Below are 20,725 nucleotides of genomic sequence, written 5' to 3'. Positions count from 1 at the left end.
GTTAGGGTGGGGTTCTTTTATTATTATGCTACCGGGATATAAATTACTCCCATTCATTAAATTCATTACTTGTATTGCTGAATAAAGAAGTTAGTTGTTCCCGTCTTGTTTCAAAATTAGCCGCAATAGAAATAAACAGAATACCGACACATAAACCAATAACCCATTTCATGAATGAATAACGCAAACTCAGAATTACTAATTGATAAATTGCAGTAATTAAAAATGCACCTGTACCAACATAAAGAAACGCACGAATACGCAAACTTAACCCAGCAAAAATGAAGATGATACCGATAATACTGGGAATTAAAGCAGTATCTTGATGGAAGATGACAGCAGAACCGCAAATAATTCCGCTACCTAATAACCTCAAATAATGACGGTTATTTTTCTGTTGGGTTAATTTTAATTCTGGATCGAATTGAGCAATGAAAAGTAAGGATAAACCGATAATCGCAACATACCATAATTCATTAGTAAGACGTAAATCGTAAAACCATTTGAAAAGTGCCCAATCCATCAAAACAACACTGATATAAACAAAGCGGAAGTAATTATTCATCCTCGCAACTAAACAATAAAATCCAGCCGTAATTAACAAAGTAACTGGATAAACTTGCAACCAAGTAATTCCCACAATTCCCAATGGCAAAATATATGCAGCATTTTGCCAAGGTGTTTTTGACCATCCCCAACGCTGCCACGGTAAAATGTAGAGGAAATAGGCAACAATACATGCGATCGCACCATTCCAAGGTAATAATTGCTGGGCAAATAATCTTCCTATTGGTAAATCTCGCAATAAAATACCGACTGCTACGATTTCTAATAAACCCAAATAAACCCAATTTTCACTACCAGTAAAACCAGGAATGGAATTAGTTGAAGAATTAGTTGGAGAATTAGTTAAAGAACTAGAAAGTCTACCTTGAAATATTGCGTAACGTGCTAAAAATGTACCCGTTCCTAAACCAATAAAGCGATTAATTTCAACAGGAGAAATAATTGCAATTAATAATAAACAACTACTCCATCCCCAATGATAATGGGCAACTGCTTCTATTTCTTGTTTCGTGAGTCGTAAATATTGAATTAACCAAGGTGACAAGATACGATATACATACATAATAATTGCACCTAATGCAGACATGGCAATTAAAGTATCTCCGTACGCACCTCCCTGCGCTTGTAGCATTTGGTAAAATAGAAATTCGTAAGCAGAAAGTGAAACCCCAATTAATCCCAAGTAGAGCAGAGGTTTTAATGCTTGTCTGCGTCTACCAACACCAATGAGAATTAATCCCACACCAAGGGTATATAATCCTGTCCAAGTGGTGAAAGTATTGAAACGCAACACAACGCTAAATAATGCATAGATAATCGGTAAAACATGGAAACTGCTGGGAAGTTCCTGCAAACGGTGTTTTCGTTTCCACCATTCCCCAAAAAGTTGACTTGCTAAACCCAGAGCAATATTTGCGATCGCAATTTTTATTGTTGTTCTGCCACCAAATGCTAATGCTTCAGATGCAAGTAATTCTAAGCACCAACCAATACCGTAGAATGCCCAGTTACTCGGTTCATTCAAACTGCGGAAGGTTACAGATAATAAGGTGATGAAAGCAGCAAGAATGTAGAAAATATCTGCTGTGAAAAGACCTTGATAAACCCCGACAGAATGTAAGGTTAAAGCTAATAATTCTATACCAAATAATATACAACCCCATTTATTTGTCGCTTTCGCATAAATTATAAATCTTCCTCTTAATAAGGGTGTTTTTTGATTTTCCTCGGTAATTGAATTAACTTGAGATAACGAATTTTGATTATTATTTGAATTTTGGATGCTACGACTCAGTAAATATTTACGTGTCATCCATAAACCAAGAATCATAATGCTACTAACAATAAACCAACCCGATATTGAAAGTAAAGCTAAACCAGGTATCCCTTCCCACAATACAACCCCAATAAATGCCAGAATAAATCCAACTGTAATTAATGCAAATTCCTGACTTTGTAAATAACCAGTATTTACCAACATCAACACAGCAGCAACACCTAAACCGATTAATCTGGTCTTTGTTAACGGTAAAGTAAGTAACTGGGAAAGACACAACGAAATAACACTTGATACACTATTTACTCTTCCTTTTACCCCTGTACTACGACTTGCAATTGCACTTAAAGTTATCGGAGTCACCAACCAAATTGTAGACCAATAATATGGTTTAGAATAAATCTCAGATAAATTAGAATTAATAGTTACTAGTAACAAATAAAAACTAATAGCACCTAATCCAAAACCAGCATACCAAGCACTACGTTTCCAGATTCCAGCACCAACGCTAAATATCCATTCTCCCACCATTAAAATTAATAATATTGCCGCCCAATATTCATATCGCAGTGTGGGTATTCCCCAATTAATACAAGAACAAAATGCCAGTATTGCAGTGACATGAGTAAGATAGATAATATTAGGAGAAAACACATAATTAGAATTTTCTCTTTGCCTCTTGTGTTTCCGATACGTAACAACAGCGAGAGTAATAGCAGAGAAAACAAGATTTAAAGAAAGTAATCCAGAATTAGAAGCTGCAAGAAAAGTTAACAGAATTCCAAAAACTAAACTAACTCGTTCGCTAAAATCTGCGATCGCAATTTTTTTAGAAATACTATGAAACCTGCGAAAATATTCACTAAAAGCGACAATTGCCAGCAAATAAGGGAATAAACCCAAACTCCACAATCCCCAATAATCACTACGCAAATTTGTAAATTTAATCGCAACTGTAGTTATTTGTAACTGTAAATCAACAGGTACTAAACGCCATATTAACCAATTAGCCTGTAATCCAATTAAAAATATCGTTGTAAAATCCGATTTAAAACTAAACAATTGCAAACGTTTAGCCAAAATCCATAAACCCAAAGCGCTCACAGCAAGAGCTTGTGCGGGATGGGAGACAACAGACATAACCCAACCCAAAAATATTAAAACACCACCGATAAACTGCCAAGGAAACGCCAGAGAAGGAGACAACGAAGCTCTTTCCTCCCCAACTTCCCCTAACCGAGTCACCAACCATCCACAGATTGCGATCGCAAGTCCTAATAAAGTAATATCAACACCAGTAACAAATATACCTCGTGATAACAACAAACCTAAAGCACAAATAATTAAAAAAACAGGTAAATGAATACCCCTTTTTCTTTCTTGATTATCTACTCGTTGAATTTCTTGATTTATCTCTAAAGATTTCTGATAAACATTAATCAAACTGGTTCCAATCATTGCAATATAAATCGCAACTAAAGAAAAACCAGGAATACTCCAACCCAAATGTAAATATGACAACCCCAGGATATTAATAACCCTTAAACCACTAAATAATCCCAAATTCCGACTAGGCAAATTAGTATTAATTAACCGACTATTCCCAATCGCAATAGCAGTGCCAGTTAGAGTTACAAATGCAACAGCCATTACCAACCATCCCAACGGATTCTGCCACAACCTAAACCCATCAATAGCCCAAAAATTCACCGGAATTAGCAATTGAGTGACAACTAACAAACCTTGCGTCGTCAACCTCAAATTTGGTTGCTTCCCAGCCCAAAAACTCACCCCAAAAAAGCTTAAAGTATAGACAAGTAAAACTCCATACTGCCCCGAAATCGGAAACCTTTCCCACTGACTCGCAGCTAACAAACCCGACGAAACAACTACTAAGAAGATACCTAAAAATAGTAACCAGCGCACACTCAATTCTGCCTTGAGTGACTGCAACATCCCAGCTAGGACATCCGGTTTTTTTGGTAGTTGTGTTTTCTCTGGTTTTAAAGAGCTTGCAGGTAAAGTCTCTACATTATGTACAGTTTTTTCCGGGATAAAATCAGGTTGTTTCTGCAAACGACAAACCAAATGTTCTCGGCATATTTGCCTAACTTGAGAGTCAGAAATTAAACCTAATTCCAGCCAGATTTCGATTCCTACCAGCAAATCGGGATGGTAGGATGGAAGCCTGACATTAATATTCAGTGATTGTTCAAAGTTGGACGACATAAACTGTAGCTACCAGCTAGGTAAGAAAGGAGATGCAAGACTAATCTAAACCAGTCAAGAACCAATATGAAGGCAAAAGCGATCGCATCCATAAATTTAATATTCATGAGCTGCGATTAGATTTTCGCATTACCTGTGACAGTTTGTGTAAAGTAGCAAATTATGCCTACCCAATTTCAACAACCAGATTTTTATACTTGTATCTTTGACAACACACTGAGAAGTGCAATAAAACTATTCTCTAGAAATTGGGTTTCTCCCCTCACGAAAAATCTCAAATTAATATGCAAAGTCCAAGAAACCCAATTTCTCCCCTAACGCGATAACCCCAAAAAATCAATGTTTCATAAAGCATTTGGTGATGGGAGAAACCTGGTTTCTATTTGTGTTGAGTCAAAGATAGTCATACTTGCTTTGAGAGAAACCCGGTTTCCTGAGTTTGTTTAATATTTTCCTTACCAAATTGCATCTAAATTCAACACAAACCCAGGCAAAATATCCTCACCAGACAAACTAATAGGATTATCTAAAACTTCCACTTCCTGACCAATCCGATAAATCTCAACTTTTCGTAATTTTCTATTAATTAACCAACCCAAATGTACACCATTACTTTTATATTCCTCCATCTTTTTTTGAGTAACTTTCAAACTATCACTTGGGGAAAGTAACTCAATGACAAAATCTGGATAAAGCGGTAAAAATCTGGTTTGCTGTTCCGGAGTTAATGCATTCCATCTTTCCAATTTAACCCAAGATGCATCAGGCGATCGCTCTGCACCATTCGGTAATTTGAAACCTGTAGATGAGTCAAATGCTATACCAGCACTATCTATATCTGACCAATTAAATAATTGTTGATTGACTCTACCGTTTCTATTTCCTGATTCTCCCCCAACTGGTGGCATAATGATTAATTCCCCTGTTACATTGCGCTCAAATCTGACATCAGGATTTGAACTACATAATTGATAAAATTGCTCGTCTGTTAACTCGATAACTGATTTGAAATCTACTATTAAAGCTTCCATCCCATCCTCAAAAAATCAAAGGTTCAATTTTTGCTTGCACTTCCTCAATTAAATTTTGGCTGACTTTTTCCACAAACTCAACATTCCTAGCTTGCCAATCCAAAGATTTTATCTGGTCTGTCAGAATAACTCCACTAATTTTCATTCTTTCTGATAATATTACTTCAAATGGATAACCCTTTTGTTGACTTGTAATAGGCATAAATAAAGCTAGAGATGTTTTACAATTATATGTAGCTGGTGAAACCGTAAAAGCTGGTCTTCGTCCTCTTTGTTCGTGACCTTTAATTGGGTCAAAATTTAAGTAAACAATATCTCCGCGATCGGGAATATAAATGTTAGTTTCTCGATTGTTTTCTGTCACCAAATTTCCTTCCCTTTAGCTGCACCACTATGAATTTCTCCATGCAGATTTCCTGGTGTTATTCCTCCAACCATTTCGTCTAAAGAATAATTTTTGCGTTTACTTAGTTTCAATACCAAACTTCCATCAATAATTTCTAGTTCGACTTCCGAACCCTCAGCTAAATCGATTTCCTTAGCAAGATTTTGAGGAATCCGAATTGCTAGACTATTTCCCCATTTGGCTATGTTTGTAAACATTTTGTTTGTTCGAGCGGCATGATGTATATACTCTGTATCTACATTGTAGCTCGATTATTGATATTGGGATTTAAACAACATAATTGATAAAATGGCTCGTCTGTTACATCGCACAAGTTCAGCAAGGGGGAAAAAATTCCCCAGATAAGTAAATATCAACATTTTCAAGCTTTTTAGCACGATACTCCACAGGAGTCGCTACGCGATCGCATTATCCATACCTTACAGGTGCGATCGCGCTTGTGTATATACTATGTATCTACAATTGTAGCTAAATCAATTTGCGATAATCGACTATACCGAGTCTAATCAAAGATTGTAAATTTTACGCTGATATTAGTCTTTGTTTTGGTTCAAGAATAATACGTCCTAATTCTTGAGCAGTTTCTACCCATTCCTGCATAATAATTTCTACATTTTTGAGTGCTTCTTGATAAGTTTCCCCATCAGCAGCACAACCAGCTAATTCTGGTACTTCGGCAATAAATGCTTGGTCTTCTTCGCTCCAATAAATGTTAATTTTATAACGTAGTTTCATAATATCAAAAGCTCTATTTTGGCTCGAACTTCTGCAATTACAGCAGTTTGCTATCTCTATTGTGTGTATATTCTGTATCTACAATTATAGTTTCCTTTAATTTGACATCAATTTTTTTTTAAGATTCGGAAGTTGTAATTCCTAACTATTTGGCAGTTGTGAGTCAAAAATTATAACAGAGACATTTTGATAATTATTAATGTTCTGTCCCACTACATTCAGCCCAATATGCTAATTTATAAACTATAGAGACTCTGATTCTACTATACTATATGTAATCGTTTACTTTATTGATAAATTTGATTAGTTTTGGATTGATATATACGAAATTTTTCCAAAAAATATCAACTTGTAAAGTAGGATATACTTCCTTCTTATTAGCAGGATTATATACTATATCACACCTACTACAGTGATATATTTTATTCCATATATCACATGCACGCTGCCAGCTATTTATATGTTCTTGATAAGAATTACCCGAATAGATATATACATCAGATAAATCGTATAACTTGTTTGACAATCGAAGGGAAATAAGTGTTGCAGTTGCGACAAAAGCAATTACGCTAAAGAAGAAAGCCCAAGCTAATAAACCTATTAGAAATTCATTATAGAAAAAAGCTCTTATAAGAGACATGCCCAGGAGTGATAACAAAACACACAAACTAGAAAAAAAACAAGATTTTTTTACAGCCTTTAGGGAAACCCAAGGCTTTTTTGGCTTTGTTGGCGGGGTAAAAACACTACTAATAATGGTTTGAGTAGAAGCATTTAAATTAAAGCTTCCTGATAATTGGGCATTAGAAATACCTGAAGAATATATGGAACTTATCTTTTTAACCTTATCTATCTGATTACAATGAGGACAATTAATGATCATGGCTAATTATGCTTAATTTCAGCAAAGTGTACTCAAACTTGAGTATTCCCACTTTTCTAAATTTTCTAACATTGGATTATCGTTTATGTATATTATTAGGCTTTAGATTAGGATTACTAAGCAAGTATAACTAGATAAATATGTATGCTCTTTCAAAATAAAAAAAAGACGCGATCGCACGCGTCTCTAGGTTAGATTAATGGTTTTTCAAAAACCAAATTATTCGATTCCTTCAATCCGATCTTCAACTTGTTGATACAATTCACGCAATCTATCGAGATTCTCTTCACTGGTTTCCCAATAACCGCGTCCATTTGCTTCCAACAACGTCGTCACCATCTTGCGGAACGAATTAGGATTCAGGTTCAATAACCTTTCCTGCATTTCCTTGTCTTCCATAAAGGTGGTATTCGCATCTTCATATATCCAGTTATCAACAGCACCTGCTGTTGCACTCCAACCAACAGTATTCACCAATCGCTTGGATAACTCCCTGACACCTTCGTAACCATGACTCAGCATCCCTTCGTACCATTTGGGATTCAACAATTTGGTACGGGAATCCAAACGCACGGTTTCCGAGAGCGATCGCACTTGGGCATTTGCTGTGGTGGTGTCTGCCATATATGATGCTGGCATTTTCCCGTCGTCACGTAGACTTGCTACCAATTTTGTTGGGTCAGAATCGTAGTAGTGGGATACGTCTGTTAAAGATATCTCCGAAGAATCCAGGTTTTGGAATGTGACTGAGGCAGTTTTCAAGGTTTTCTCGAAGATTTCCCGCGAGTTTTGCATCATCCCCGGATCATCCGCACTGAATGCAAAGGATTTCCGCTTCAGATACATTTCCTGCAATTCACCTTCGTTTTCCCATGTGCTATTTTCTACCGCCAAGTTGATGTTACTGGAGTAGGAACCCGACGCATTGGAGAATACCCTTGTCGCTGCTTGACGCAAATTAATCCCCATTTCTTCCGCTTGTGCGATCGCATGTTTGCGGATGAAGTTCATTTCCAAAGGTTCGTCAGATTCCGCAGCCATTTTTACCCCTTGATCGAGGAGGTTCATTTGGTTGACGAACAAATCTCGGAAGACTCCGGAACAGTTGATTACTACGTCGATGCGGGGTCTACCTAACTCGGCAAGTGGTATCAATTCCAACTTGTTTACTCTACCCAAAGCATCAGCAACCGGGCGAACACCAATCATCCACATAATTTGTGCTAGTGATTCCCCGTAGGTTTTGATGTTATCTGTACCCCAGAGGACGCAGGCGATGGTTTCGGGATAGTTTCCATCGTTTTCTGCCATGTTCCTTGCCAAAAGCCTGTCAACGACGATTTTCGCTGATTGGACTGCGGCTTGGGTGGGGATTGATTGCGGGTCGAGTGCATGTATATTTTTACCTGTGGGCAGTACATCAGGGTTACGAATGGGGTCGCCACCTGGTCCTGGTAAAATGTATTCGCCTTCTAAACCGCGCAATAATCCAGCGAGTTCTTTGTCTGCACAAATTTGTTCGAGGCAGAATTCCAAATACTCAAATAACTTTTTGAGGGAATCGGTATCAACGTTGGTGTAGCCATCTTGGTGTAATGATTCCACCCAAGGCTCTTTTCTACCCATGTTGAAGAAATTCAGCTTGGAAATTAGGGAAACTCGACCTTCTGTGTCAGTTTGGGCTTTAACCAAGGCTGCTACGGCAGAGCGGGTTGCTAAGGTCATGTTTTGCAGGAGTTCCACATCCTTCAAAATCCCTTTATCGCTGTTTTTGTAAATCTCTTCCAAATCGCGATAGATACTGTTAGCAATAATTCTGGGTAAACCGAGAAGTTCTTCTTCCTGACGGTCTAAACTAGCAATATTTACCAACGTTGCGATCGCTTCTTCTGCGCTGGGTGGTTTGCCAATGACATGTAAACCGCAGGGCAATAACCGCGATTCGATTTCCATCAATTTACGGTACACAATTCCCACAATATTATCGCGATCGCATTGGGTCATGTCTTTTGCGTCGGTTTCTGGTAACTCGATATCCTGATCGAGGTTGACCATCCGCGCTTTATCCATGATTGTATTCACAATGGGAATACCACGACCACCATCTTTGAGGGTTTGGTAGGAAGCAATTAATTCGCTGAGTTCCTTTAATCCTTTGTACAGACCAGCATTTTCTGCCGGAGGTGTCAAGTAGGAAATTGTTTCCGCGTAACCACGACGTTTAGCAATGGTGGCTTCGCTGGGGTTATTTGCTGCATAGTAATACAAGTTGGGAATGCTACCAATCAAATTATCGGGGTAACAATCACCCGACATCCCCATTTGTTTACCAGGCATGAATTCCAGCGAACCGTGGGTTCCGAAGTGTAATACCGCATCCGCACCCCAAACCTTCTCTAGGTAGGTGTAGTATGCCGCAAAACCGTGGTGAGGGCTGGCGGAACGGGAGAACAACAACCGCATTGGGTCGCCTTCATAACCAAATGTTGGTTGAACACCAATAAATAAGTTACCGAAGTGTTTTCCGTAGATAAGTAAATTTTGTCCGTCGCTGTTGAGGTGTCCTGGTGGTGGTCCCCAATTTTCCTCTAAACGTTGGGAATATGGTGTTAATTCCTCATATTCGGGAACCGACATCCGATAAGCAACATTCAATTCCGGGCTGTTGTATTGTGCTTGTGCGTCGTGAATCACCTGTTCCATCAAGTCTTTGGCGCTTTCAGGTAACTCCGGCAAATCATAACCGTTTTGTTTGAGTGCCTTCATTACCTCATAGATGGAAGCAAATACATCTAGGTAAGCAGCAGTTCCCACATTCCCTTTATCGGGGGGGAAACTAAACACAGTAATGGCGACTTTCTTATGTAATTTGGGCTTTCTGCGGAGACTTGCCCACTTCATTGCTCGGTTTGCGATCGCTTCGACTCGATCCTGTAATGCGATCGCTTTCCCTGTTGTTCCATCCCTACCCGACATCACAATCGGTTCAATCGCACCATCCAATTCGGGAATCGCAATTTGTAAAGCTACTTGAATCGGGTGTAAACCCAAGTCACTCTCTAACCATTCCTCGGTAGTTTGGAATACCAAAGGTAACGCCACCATATACGGACGATTCAAGCGTTTGAGGGAGTCAATCGCCTTCGGATGGTCTTGTCTAGCTGGTCCACCAACCAAAGCAAACCCAGTCAAAGATACTACCGCATCCACTTGCACTTGCTTAGTAGTCGGCTCATAAAAATAGGCATCGACGGGCTTAGAAAAGTCCAAACCACCAGCAAATACAGGAATTACCCTCGCACCCAATGATTCCAATTCCTGAATTATCGCCACATAATGGGCATCATCACCAGTTACCAAGTGGGTACGCTGTAATACTAAACCAACACAAGGCGCTAAAGGGTCTTTTAAATCTGAGGGAATATCTTTGCGGCTATTATACCAGTTGAGATACTCCCGCACGTCTTCATACATGTTAGGCGCGAGGGGATGCCACACACCCATATCCAGGTATGTAACTGGTTCCTGATATTTGAATGGGGTATCAGGAGAGACAAAATTTCGCGTATCCACATCCTTCAATACATACTTATCAGCCAACATTAACAGGAAATTCCCCAGATTTTCCGGGGAACCACCCAGCCAATATTGAAAACTGAGCATGAAATTCCGTGCATCCTGTGCCTTATCCATTGGCAGGTACTTCAGCACAGTCGGAAGTGTCCGCAATAGCTTCAGCATTCCATCCTCGAAGCCAGAACCAGCTTTTTCCTTGCGCTTCTTCATGAACTGCGCGATCACACTTTTCGATTGTCCCAACTGTGCCATCGAGAAACTACCCATTTTATTGAGTCGCATTACCCCAGGCATCGATGGAAAGACAACCGCAACATCGAGGTTATCCCGAATTGGCTGTACCGCTTCAACTACTTTCTGCGCTAAATCTTCAATAAAAATTAATGAGGCAATAAAAATATTTGCGGTTTCCAACTCCCGCTTAAACTCCGCGTAATTTTCTGGATCGCGAAGTTCTTCAATCAAATAGCCGCTAATCTCGATCGCAATATTCGGGTTATTAGCGTTAATCTCCCGAACCGCTTGCGACAAAGCACTTTGGTACTGCGACTCTAGCACTACATAGACCACCTTGAGAAAATGCCGTCCCCGCAAATCATCGGGGGCAATATGACGAATGGTGGACTTGACATGAGTGAACATGCTAACGAAGCTCCTTAAATGCGTGTTCTCTTCTTGAAAAGGACATGGATGGTAAGCATCAGCAGACCTACATGCTTTATGTTCAGACAATTTGGGTCACTATTGAAGTTTTTATCAGAAAAGGTCTTCATAATGCCCTATTTTTCGCCTGTTTGACACAAAACGATATAAAAACTGAGTTTTTTTGTTACAGAAGTTTAGAATAGCAGAAAGTAAACACTCACATAAATAATAATTTTTCGTTACAAATCTAGATAGTTATTTAGTGATTAAATTTTTATATGATTATTTGGAAGTTAAGTTGTAATAAATTTTACCTTTTATCTTTATGTAGAGAAACTGCGATCGCATTCTTTCTCAAACACTCAACTTAAAAACATAAAAATCCAAGAGTGTCTATATACCCTTGGAGATAAATTTATAATTTTTATGCTAAGTAAATCTACGAATCGGGATTTTCTGTTGTTGTAGATTGTAATACCTGAACTTGCTCAATACTTAAACCAGTCACATCAGCAATAATTGCGATCGCAATACCTTTGTTGAGCATATTGATTGCAACTTCCTTGGGTCCTTGTTCAAGTCCTCTTTGCATTGCTTCTTCTTCAATTGATTGATATACTGCCCACGGGTAAAAACTGAACTTTTGTCATGCTGACTTATGTTGCATCTTTAAGATTTTTACGCAATCTAAAAGTATAGTTGTAACCCGTTTTTAGTATAAATTACAGACTCGCGCATAATATCACTCCGTAGAACTCGTTGAATTAGTTCCTTGTCTAATACTAACCCAGCTAAAATTGATGCAGATGCTGCAACATTACTTTGAATTTGAGAATCATCGATTCTTTCAATCGCTTGTGCAACATCTTGTAATGTTCTAGCTTTATCTTGGGTTTGACTCAGGATTGCAAAAGGTAACAAACCAGGAGAATTCATGAATAAATCGGTTGGTTGTTCCCAAAGTCGAATTACATCAAACTCGTGACGAGTACGTTGAAGTGTAAAAGCTGTTTGGTGAACTAACTCGGATTCGCTAGGTTTTAAATAAATTACAACCTGGTGCATCTGCTTTCGGGGAAACTTCCGATATGTCCGCAAGCGGTAATCAGTCATACGAAAGGGAATTTTGACTTCTGGTTCGGTTTGAAATTCTACATGGAGAATAATGGCAAAATCGGCTGAAAATCATTCAGAGAGAAATTTACAGACTGGATCGTACATGGAATTGAATTATATCAGCCATGTTTCTTGCATCATATAGCTTTTGTATAAGCTGTCACTTAAAAATATACTTTTTAAGTATGGGAATCCATGATTTCCTTTGATGAAACTCCATCAATCCAAATAGGCTTTACCTGAAAATCAAATATGAGTAACCCTGAGAGGAATAAAAGCGCCACAGATAGCCTCCTTTTTGACAGAAGTAATCACCTGAATTAAAGCAAAGTTGAATACATCTAAAAAAGTTTTATTTGTATTAACATGTACAGCGAAAACACCTCAAATTAACTCTAATAGAGACATAGAAGCCCACATGTTTTTCGCATCAATCAAAATTCCGGCTGATAGTTAAGTCGCAAATCTGAGAGATACAAAAAATAGTGCAGTGTAGGCATCTAGACACTTCCGAAAGTGTTCAAAACGAGCGTTACTGGTTTTAATTACCTAATAACGTTCTTCACTATGACAGACTGCTCTAAATCACTTCAAATTACATAGATGTGAAGCAGCTTGTTAAAGACATCGCATTTCGTAACATTTAACCGCAAAATTTTTGGATTTCGCCATAATTTTGTAGATAAACTGAGAGCGATGTCTAACGACGGACTTCGACTACACAACCCCGCAAACCAACCAAATCAAACAATTACAGGAGAAAAATCCATCATGTCGGAAGAAAAAATTAGACAGATAGCATTTTACGGTAAAGGTGGTATTGGTAAATCCACTACCTCCCAAAACACCCTCGCAGCCATGGCAGAAATGGGACAAAGAATTCTCATTGTTGGTTGCGATCCAAAAGCTGACTCAACCCGTTTGATGCTTCACTCTAAGGCACAAACCACCGTATTACACTTGGCTGCTGAACGTGGTGCAGTTGAAGATATCGAACTCGAAGAAGTCATGCTCACCGGATTCCGTAACGTTCGTTGCGTAGAATCTGGTGGTCCAGAACCCGGTGTAGGTTGCGCTGGACGTGGTATCATCACTGCGATCAACTTCCTCGAAGAAAACGGAGCTTACCAAGACTTAGACTTCGTATCATACGACGTATTAGGTGACGTTGTTTGTGGCGGTTTCGCTAACTGCCACTAAATTAGTTATTATTGGTGAATCGTTATTTTTGCGTCGATCATGCGCGATTTATCAAGGGCATTGGGATATTGTCGAGTTAGTACCCAGAGGCAGCATACAGAAGGGCACGGCTTGGAACGTTATATCCATCGGTTGAAGCAGTACGGTTTAACAGAAGAACAAATACATTGGGATATAGAATCAGGTGCTAGCGAGAAGCGCAAAGGATATAACCGGGTTTTGGAGTTAGTGCGATCGCGCCAAGTCGATAAAATTATTGTTCCATGTTTCGATCGGTTTACGCGATCGGCTTTGGGTTGGGAAGTAGCCCGTCAGGAATTACAGGAATTTGGGGTTGAATTAATATTTCTTGATGGTGGGAGTTTGGATTTAGAGACTCCAGAGGGACTATTTACTAGTCGCATACTAGCGGCAATGTCGGCACAGGTTAGGGATAAAAATCGATATAACGCCACTCAAGGACACAGGTATTTTCAAGAAAAGAGAAAGATTTACCAAGCAATATTTGGCTTTGTTAAAGATGGTGATACTGTTGTCCCGAATACTAAGCAATACAGGGATACAGATAAAAAACATGTTGATGTTGCTCGTGAATGTGTTGAAATATTTATCGAGTCAGGGGAATTATCAAAAAGTATTAGAAAATTAACTGAGAAATATGGGTTAGAGCGTGTTGGTAAATTTAAGTTTGAAGATTTCCCCAGAGATGTATCCTCATTCCGTCGATGGCTGGAAAATCCTCAATTATGTGGGATGGTTTGCTATTACCCGTTTAATTCCGATAAAAAGTTAACTTTACAATCAACCCATGAAGGGATTATATCGCTTGGACAACATCAGCAGATAATACAAATATTGGCTATCCATCCGTGTGGTAGGCGTAAGTATAGTACAAACCCGTTGGTGGGATTATGTAAATGTGCTAAGTGCGGTTCGACGATGGAGAAGCGATCGACAAAAATAAATGGTAAAACTTACGAACACTTGAAATGTCCAGGTGCATATCCAAAACCACGTCAACTGAGAAAATGTGACGTGCGAACTTATTTTCGGTTGGAAGATGCCATCGATAATACGATTCAAGCATTAAAGCAAAAGGCTGAAAGTCTCGCTGATAATATGCCAGTCGAAACCACAGAAGTAGTCCCAATCGAGATACTGGAGTTACAACAGCAAATCCTGAAGCTGAAGCGACTAAATGACCCCGACTTTCACAGCACAATCAAGATTAAAGAACAAAAATTAGAAGGTTTATTAAAAACTTCAGAGCTAGATATAGTAGCAGATGCCAGCAGAACCCAGGTTTTGCGTGGCATTGCCGCTAGTTTGGGGTTTTGGGAAGTAGTCACCAGAGAGGAACTAACTGCCATATTTCATGAATTAGTCGAGGAAGTGGTTTGTTCAGTGGCAGATCGAGCGCAATTGTTCGCCGCACGACTCAAAATTTGATTTCGTTCCTCTTCTGGCAGAGATGCTAAGTATCTCTCTGCTGCTGCCCATAAGATATCTGCTACTTTTTTGGAAATCGTCATTGTTCTGTATCGATCCGATTGTTTTTATGTTAGTTCGTTAATGAAAAATTTCTGTTAGTGAAGAACTAAGATGCAGATTACCCAAATGCAGCAGTGAAGACGAAATAGGGGGCTTGGCAGAAGGTAGCGATGAATGTCAAAATTTGTGATTATCGATTAGACATCTCCGGAAAAGATGTAGAGACGTAGCATTGCGGAGGCACGACAAGGGTTCTGGGGAACGCATAATTAAATTCGGTCGATGTCTATTGCGATCGCTGACACCCAACCTTAGTCATCAAAGACTGCTTTGTCGCATAGGTCACTACATCCGCAGAAAGGCACTATCTTGCACAAATCCATGATGAAATATGTTATTGATATGGAGGCAAGATGGAATATTTGTAAATTTTATTTAAAAAAAGAAAAAATAGGGGGTTATTTATGGTATAGTTATTTTTTAGTTGACAAATATTTAATAATCGAAAATTTTCCAAATTTTTACAAGTACGACCACTCGATTATAATAAAGTCAAGATATTCAATTAGTCTAATAATACCAGAAGTAGAACCAGAAAAAAAATATTTACAAAAATTAAAAATACTTAGAATTGCGATAATGTTTGGGTTATTTTGAAGGTAATCATGTAACCAAGCATAACTGTAAACCAACAGATTATTCAAATCTAAGGTTTGCAGTTTTGTTTTGTCTAGATGCAATATTTTTACCGTACCATCAAAACTGGAAGAAGCAAGGATTTTACCATCGCGGCTAAAACTGAGATTCATGACCGAGTTATCATGTCCAACAAAGGTTTTTAGTTCTCGATCTGCTTTATCCCATAGTTTAATTGTGCGATCGCGAACCACGACAAGTATATAAAAATCACGCAGCTAATCGACCTAATACTGACATATCCTCTTCGTCCAATTCTACTGGAATTCCACTACGAATTAGCTCAGAAAAATCTTCATTGGGAACCATAATTGTTAATGTATATAAACGCGATGAACCCGTATTCTTGATCATATGAGTTCCTGTTGGCGGGACTAATAAACTATCTCCGGTTTTGATTGGCATACTCTTACCATCGCAAAGAGCTTCTCCTTCACCTTTGAGAACAAAAAACATTTCTATAGCCCATTGATGGCGATTTGGAGGGGTTTGTCCACCAACATCAAAAATTTCGATACAACAAGTTAAAGAAGTGTTCGCACTGGCTGTATCAAAGATAATTGCTAATCGATTACTATCTTGAGGGCTAATTCGATAGGTTTGGTAATCTTTGGGAGATTTAACAATTGGAATCACACAACTTTTCATGTACATTTAATTATCTCCTGTTAAATTGAGGATTGTATCTAATTAGTATTAATTTGTAGGTTGGGTGGGGGTTTTGCGTAACCCAACATTAATCTACAAAATCAATAATGGTATTTTATTTAATTCAAATTCCTTAATTTAAATCTCTCATTTCCCATCACCAAGAACTTTTTTAATTGCTTGCGAATCGGTGACAAAACCAAAGCATTGGTTCACATTATATATAGTTGCCTGCCAGCAATATTCTGGTGAAGTTGTCGCAGTACAATCTTCAACTAAAATGCAGTCATAACCTAAAAAATTAGCATCTTGTAATGTAGCCATTACACATTGGTCGGCATTTACACCAGCGAACAGTATTGTCGTACGTCCCAGGTTACGAAGGATACTATCTAGAGGAGTATCCCAAAATCCACTCATCCGATATTTACTCACCTTAATATCTTGGGGTAACTGTTCGAGTTCATCGACTACAGCAGCAGCCCAACTACCTTCCATGAGGACTTCTGCCCCATTTACAGGTAAGCGATCGCATAGTCCAATCCCTTCACCAGTAGGATTATATACATGCAATAAGTTAGCGCTAATATTCATCAAGTCGGGACGATTTCCCCAATTTAGCCAGATTACCGGGATATTTGCTTGTCTGAGTATGGGTAATAAATTTTGCAAGGGTTTAATCGGTTGTCTTGCTGGGGTGACATCTACACCAATATGTGATAACCAACCATCAGGATGACAAAAATCATTTTGCATATCGATCACGAGAATAGCAGTTTTTGCCAAATCGACACGTACCTGTTTGGTAGCAGTTGTTAAGATAACGGGTTGTGGGGTTTCTGATGGACGTGTAATATCTGCTATTTCCTGATTTACTGTCCAAGCATTAGGTGCTATTCCTAGTTTCCGAAGGGGTAGATTCATAAAAATTGGTAAATGAGAAAGGGGATTGGGCATTGGAATTAGATATTTCTTGATTACTGATTCCTGACTTTTTATTCCTAACTCCCAACTCTTTTTTAACTCGAAAATGGTTTGTTGAGTCTAATTACTTAATTAAGGTTACAATCATGGACTTTACTATTGAGAATGCTTTAATTGCCACACAGGATGATTACACGACACTATCTGTAGGGGTTTCAGATGGGAAAATTAGTACTATTTCTCCCCAGGTTGAGAGTGTTGGTACGTCAATGCCTGCTGATAATAAGCTGTTGCTTCCTGGTTTTATCAATGCACACACTCACTCTTCAGAAATGTGGCAACGGGGAATAATGTCGATGTTTCCCCTAGAATTGTGGCTAGCAGAACTTTACGATTTTGCCCCTCTGGATATCGAAAAGGTTTATTTAAGTGCGTTGGGTACTGCTGTGGAAACACTGCTTTCTGGTGGTACTAGCGTTGTCGATCATCTGGTTTTAATTCCTGGGAAGGAGCTGGAAACGATCGCAACTGCTGTACGTGCTTATCAGGAGGTGGGTATTCGTGCTTTTATCGCACCATTGATTCAAGATGAATCTCTGACTGCGGGGATTCCTTCGGGGGATACAAAGCAAAGTCACGAAGCTTATTTTCGTTCGACTCAAGCTACTTTGGATATTCTTGAAGAGGCTGTTAAGCTGTTTCATAATCCCGATATTGGTATGAGCATTTTGGTTGCTCCCACGGGAATCCAGTTATGTACAGATGCTTTGTTTACAGGATGTGCCGAATTAAGCGATAAATATAATCTTTGCCGACATTCCCATTTATTGGAAACTAAAGCACAAGAGAAATTAGCCCAGGAAAAATATGGTTGTACCGCAGTTGAGCATTTGCAGCGCATTAGCTATTTAGATTCACGCACATCCCTAGCGCATTGTGTTCACTTGACTGATGGGGATATTAAAATTCTGGCTGAGACGAAATCGACTGTTGTTCACAATCCTTTGAGTAACTTGCGTTTGGGTAGTGGAATTGCTCCAATTTTAAAATACCGTCAAGCTGGGGTAAATGTTTCCTTTGGTTGTGATGGTGCTTCCAGCAACGATTCCCAAGATTTACTTGAAGCGATTAAGATTGGTTCGATTTTACACAACGTAACCGACTTTGATTATCAGCATTGGATTACACCACGTCAATCTGTGAAAATGGCTGCTTTGGGTGGTGCTATTGGATTAAATATGGGGGAATTATTAGGTACTTTAGATGTTGGGAAAAAAGCTGATTTAGTACTTTATGATTTAACAAGTTTATCGTTATTACCCCGTACCGATCCTATTGGTTTATTGGTTCTTGGTCGTCCAACTAATATAGTGGATAGTGCCTGGGTGAATGGAAAGCAAGTTGTTGCTAATGGAAAAGTTACAACTATTGATGTTGATAATTTGCGCCAAGAATTATTTAAAAATAGTCAATGGCAAACCCAACGAAAATCTAAAACTGTGGCTGAATTAGAAGCACATTATCGCTTAGTAATGGGATTGTAAAAAAGATACATAAAATTACAGTCTAGTATGTCTTTATACATAACTAGAGTACTCCTAAAAACTAATATCCCCGACTTTTGGGGATATTAAAAAATCTGTAAAAACTTCATTTAACCTACGAATAAATACTTGTATAATCATCATGTTTCAATGATTGATTGAATTATTCACATTATTGAGATGTGGATATTAGGGTGTCAAAATTAACAAATATAGGCATAACAATGACCGATTTAGCAGGTAATACATCAGCACAGGCAAGAGATAGAGATATATTTTCCCAGACACTTTCAGGTACAGTATCAAACTTGGGTGATACTAATAATTTTTACAAATTTTCCCTCAGTGGATCGAGTACAGTAAACCTGTCACTAGCAACTGAAACATCTAGTGTTGGTTTAGATGTTATTCATGATACAAACTCGAACGAGCAAATATATACCGGAGAAATAATTTCATCACAAATTATTGATGCAAATTCCCAGTTTAATAACGGCATCAATTTAGAAAGCGGAGAGTATTTTGTCCGAGTGTGGTATGTTGACGGAGGAGAAGCGGCTTATGAACTCAACCTACAGCAAAATCCAGCAGGAAAGTCAACAATAGACTTAGCGGGAAATACTTTTAGTAATGCGAGAGTAATTTCTCTTAATTTATCCAACTCCGAAAGTCGTAATCCAATAACTTCAACCTATAGCGATTGGGTTGACCAAAGCGATCGCACCGATATTTACCAGTTTACCTTGGATACAACAAATGCGATCGCAGACCTGAAAGCAACTGGATTGGGGGGAGATATTGATTTGCGACTTTATAACAGTACGGGTAATGAAATCGATACATCTTCATTAGTTGGTCAACCAAGGGAAGCAATAACTCGAATATTACCAGGTGGAACCTATTATATAGCAGTAGATGCACCTTTTTCGGGAGAAGGAACCCAATACAACCTGGAGTTTGGTACTATCACCTATCAGGAACCAGGAAACGAAGCAACTACAGCACAACCATTACCCATCTCCTTGATACCATCATCTGACCCAAGTATGCTGCGGGGAAAGGTATTTTTAGAAGATACAATTGGTGCAGGAGATATTGATACTTGGAAAATCGCTAGTAATTTTAGTTCTGGTAGTAATCTGACTATTAGCAGTTCCACAATGAATCTGAGAAATATCAATACCGTCAATCTTAACTTCAAATTATTCCAAGATTTGGATGGAAATGCTCAACTTGACGCAGGGGAAGAAATTACACCATCACGTTTCGATTACAATAGCTTCTTTGCAACTTGGAAATTTAATAATCTGCGCGATTCTACTTTTGGTGAGTACTATATCCAAGCAAGTTCAAATTCTCAGAATAGCTTCAATTATTCATTTAATACTACTTTGGATGAAATAGTCACAAGTAGTTAATTATTGTATTTTAACGCAGAGGTAAGCGCAGAGAATGTATGAGAATGATTTGAGTGGATGAATAATTGGTTGTGCAATGAGGGTACATACAGTTTTGGGTGCAGGTTTGTTAGAATCAGCTTATGAGGAGTGTTTGTATTATGAGTTGAAAAAGAAAGGATTGAAGGTAAATAAGCAGGTTCCACTACCTCTTGTTTATGAAGAAGTACAATTGGATTGTGTTTATCGGCTAGATTTAATGGTAGAAATTGACACTCTCAGGGCTGAAGCCACTGAGATTCTTGAATCTAAGACATGACTTGCTCAATCAGGCTTGCACCAGTTTGAGTAGAGGTCTCAT

At 38.6% G+C, this 20,725-nt stretch carries 17 protein-coding genes and 1 pseudogene; 5 read left to right on the top strand and 13 right to left on the bottom strand.

Annotated elements, in window-relative coordinates:
- Positions 1-43: 43 nt before the first annotated feature.
- From CK510_RS08710 to CK510_RS08675, 10 genes are all read right to left on the bottom strand, one after another.
- Entirely contained in the window at positions 44-4,072 is a 4,029-nt protein-coding gene (locus CK510_RS08710) for a DUF2157 domain-containing protein (RefSeq protein WP_095721329.1), read from the bottom strand.
- On the bottom strand, positions 4,045-4,179 hold the full coding sequence (locus CK510_RS33900; protein ID WP_281256995.1) for a hypothetical protein: 135 nt from the start codon (positions 4,177-4,179) through the stop codon (positions 4,045-4,047). The genes CK510_RS08710 and CK510_RS33900 overlap by 28 nt, the downstream gene beginning before the upstream one ends.
- A gap of 348 nt (positions 4,180-4,527) precedes the next feature.
- Complete coding sequence (locus CK510_RS08705) at positions 4,528-5,103, bottom strand: Uma2 family endonuclease (protein ID WP_095721328.1); 576 nt, start codon at positions 5,101-5,103, stop codon at positions 4,528-4,530.
- Between the two features lie 7 nt (positions 5,104-5,110).
- Positions 5,111-5,467 carry an endoribonuclease MazF gene (mazF, locus tag CK510_RS08700; RefSeq protein ID WP_211293131.1) on the bottom strand — a complete coding sequence of 119 codons (357 nt, stop codon included), beginning with the start codon at positions 5,465-5,467 and terminating at the stop codon, positions 5,111-5,113.
- Positions 5,464-5,706 (bottom strand): AbrB/MazE/SpoVT family DNA-binding domain-containing protein, encoded by a 243-nt coding sequence (locus tag CK510_RS08695; RefSeq protein ID WP_095721326.1) that lies wholly within the window; start codon positions 5,704-5,706, stop codon positions 5,464-5,466. The genes mazF and CK510_RS08695 overlap by 4 nt, the downstream gene beginning before the upstream one ends.
- A 325-nt stretch (positions 5,707-6,031) precedes the next feature.
- Positions 6,032-6,244, bottom strand: a complete 213-nt coding sequence (locus CK510_RS08690) for a type II toxin-antitoxin system HicB family antitoxin (protein WP_095721325.1) — start codon at positions 6,242-6,244, stop codon at positions 6,032-6,034.
- Between the two features lie 268 nt (positions 6,245-6,512).
- A complete protein-coding gene (locus CK510_RS08685) occupies positions 6,513-7,127 on the bottom strand; it encodes a hypothetical protein (protein WP_095721324.1) in 615 nt (204 codons plus the stop codon).
- 219 nt (positions 7,128-7,346) lie between these two features.
- Entirely contained in the window at positions 7,347-11,345 is a 3,999-nt protein-coding gene (locus CK510_RS08680; RefSeq protein ID WP_095721323.1) for a magnesium chelatase subunit H, read from the bottom strand.
- 442 nt (positions 11,346-11,787) lie between these two features.
- Complete coding sequence (locus CK510_RS31625) at positions 11,788-11,940, bottom strand: Rpn/YhgA-type helix-turn-helix domain-containing protein (protein WP_158224866.1); 153 nt, start codon at positions 11,938-11,940, stop codon at positions 11,788-11,790.
- Positions 11,941-12,035: 95 nt separating this feature from the next.
- Positions 12,036-12,461, bottom strand: a complete 426-nt coding sequence (locus CK510_RS08675) for an RpnC/YadD family protein (protein WP_373695793.1) — start codon at positions 12,459-12,461, stop codon at positions 12,036-12,038.
- 774 nt (positions 12,462-13,235) lie between these two features.
- On the opposite strand from CK510_RS08675, the pseudogene CK510_RS08670 reads away from it, so the two are divergent.
- Together CK510_RS08670 and xisF are read left to right on the top strand one after the other, a co-directional pair.
- Positions 13,236-13,652, top strand: a pseudogene (locus CK510_RS08670) (AAA family ATPase); the annotation flags it as partial.
- Between the two features lie 51 nt (positions 13,653-13,703).
- The gene (gene xisF / locus CK510_RS08665) at positions 13,704-15,113 is read left to right on the top strand and encodes a fdxN element excision recombinase XisF (protein WP_095721322.1); all 1,410 of its coding nucleotides are present in this window, start codon (positions 13,704-13,706) and stop codon (positions 15,111-15,113) included.
- Positions 15,114-15,676: 563 nt separating this feature from the next.
- Here the strand turns inward: xisF and CK510_RS08660 are convergent.
- The 3 genes from CK510_RS08660 to CK510_RS08650 form a co-directional block, all read right to left on the bottom strand.
- On the bottom strand, positions 15,677-16,045 hold the full coding sequence (locus CK510_RS08660; protein ID WP_245911976.1) for a WD40 repeat domain-containing protein: 369 nt from the start codon (positions 16,043-16,045) through the stop codon (positions 15,677-15,679).
- Positions 16,046-16,061: 16 nt separating this feature from the next.
- The gene (locus CK510_RS08655) at positions 16,062-16,505 is read right to left on the bottom strand and encodes a cupin domain-containing protein (RefSeq protein WP_095721321.1); all 444 of its coding nucleotides are present in this window, start codon (positions 16,503-16,505) and stop codon (positions 16,062-16,064) included.
- Positions 16,506-16,646: 141 nt separating this feature from the next.
- Positions 16,647-17,423, bottom strand: coding sequence for a cysteine hydrolase family protein (locus tag CK510_RS08650; protein WP_095721330.1), 777 nt, complete (start codon positions 17,421-17,423; stop codon positions 16,647-16,649).
- 146 nt (positions 17,424-17,569) lie between these two features.
- Here CK510_RS08650 and CK510_RS08645 point away from each other — a divergent pair, with 146 nt between their 5' ends.
- The 3 genes from CK510_RS08645 to CK510_RS08635 all read left to right on the top strand — a co-directional run bounded on the left by CK510_RS08645 (position 17,570) and on the right by CK510_RS08635 (position 20,683).
- Positions 17,570-18,967: an amidohydrolase gene (locus CK510_RS08645; protein WP_095721320.1), complete on the top strand. Its 1,398-nt coding sequence runs from the start codon at positions 17,570-17,572 to the stop codon at positions 18,965-18,967.
- Between the two features lie 224 nt (positions 18,968-19,191).
- Positions 19,192-20,385 carry a pre-peptidase C-terminal domain-containing protein gene (locus tag CK510_RS08640; protein WP_095721319.1) on the top strand — a complete coding sequence of 398 codons (1,194 nt, stop codon included), beginning with the start codon at positions 19,192-19,194 and terminating at the stop codon, positions 20,383-20,385.
- 61 nt (positions 20,386-20,446) lie between these two features.
- A complete protein-coding gene (locus CK510_RS08635) occupies positions 20,447-20,683 on the top strand; it encodes a GxxExxY protein (RefSeq protein ID WP_342745947.1) in 237 nt (78 codons plus the stop codon).
- Positions 20,684-20,725: the final 42 nt, after the last annotated feature.

The organism is Brunnivagina elsteri CCALA 953 (assembly GCF_002289455.1).
Taxonomy (GTDB): Bacteria; Cyanobacteriota; Cyanobacteriia; order Cyanobacteriales; family Nostocaceae; genus Brunnivagina; species Brunnivagina elsteri.
The sequence above is the reverse complement of the archived record's forward strand: the minus strand, read 5'-3'. Positions and strand labels throughout refer to the sequence as shown.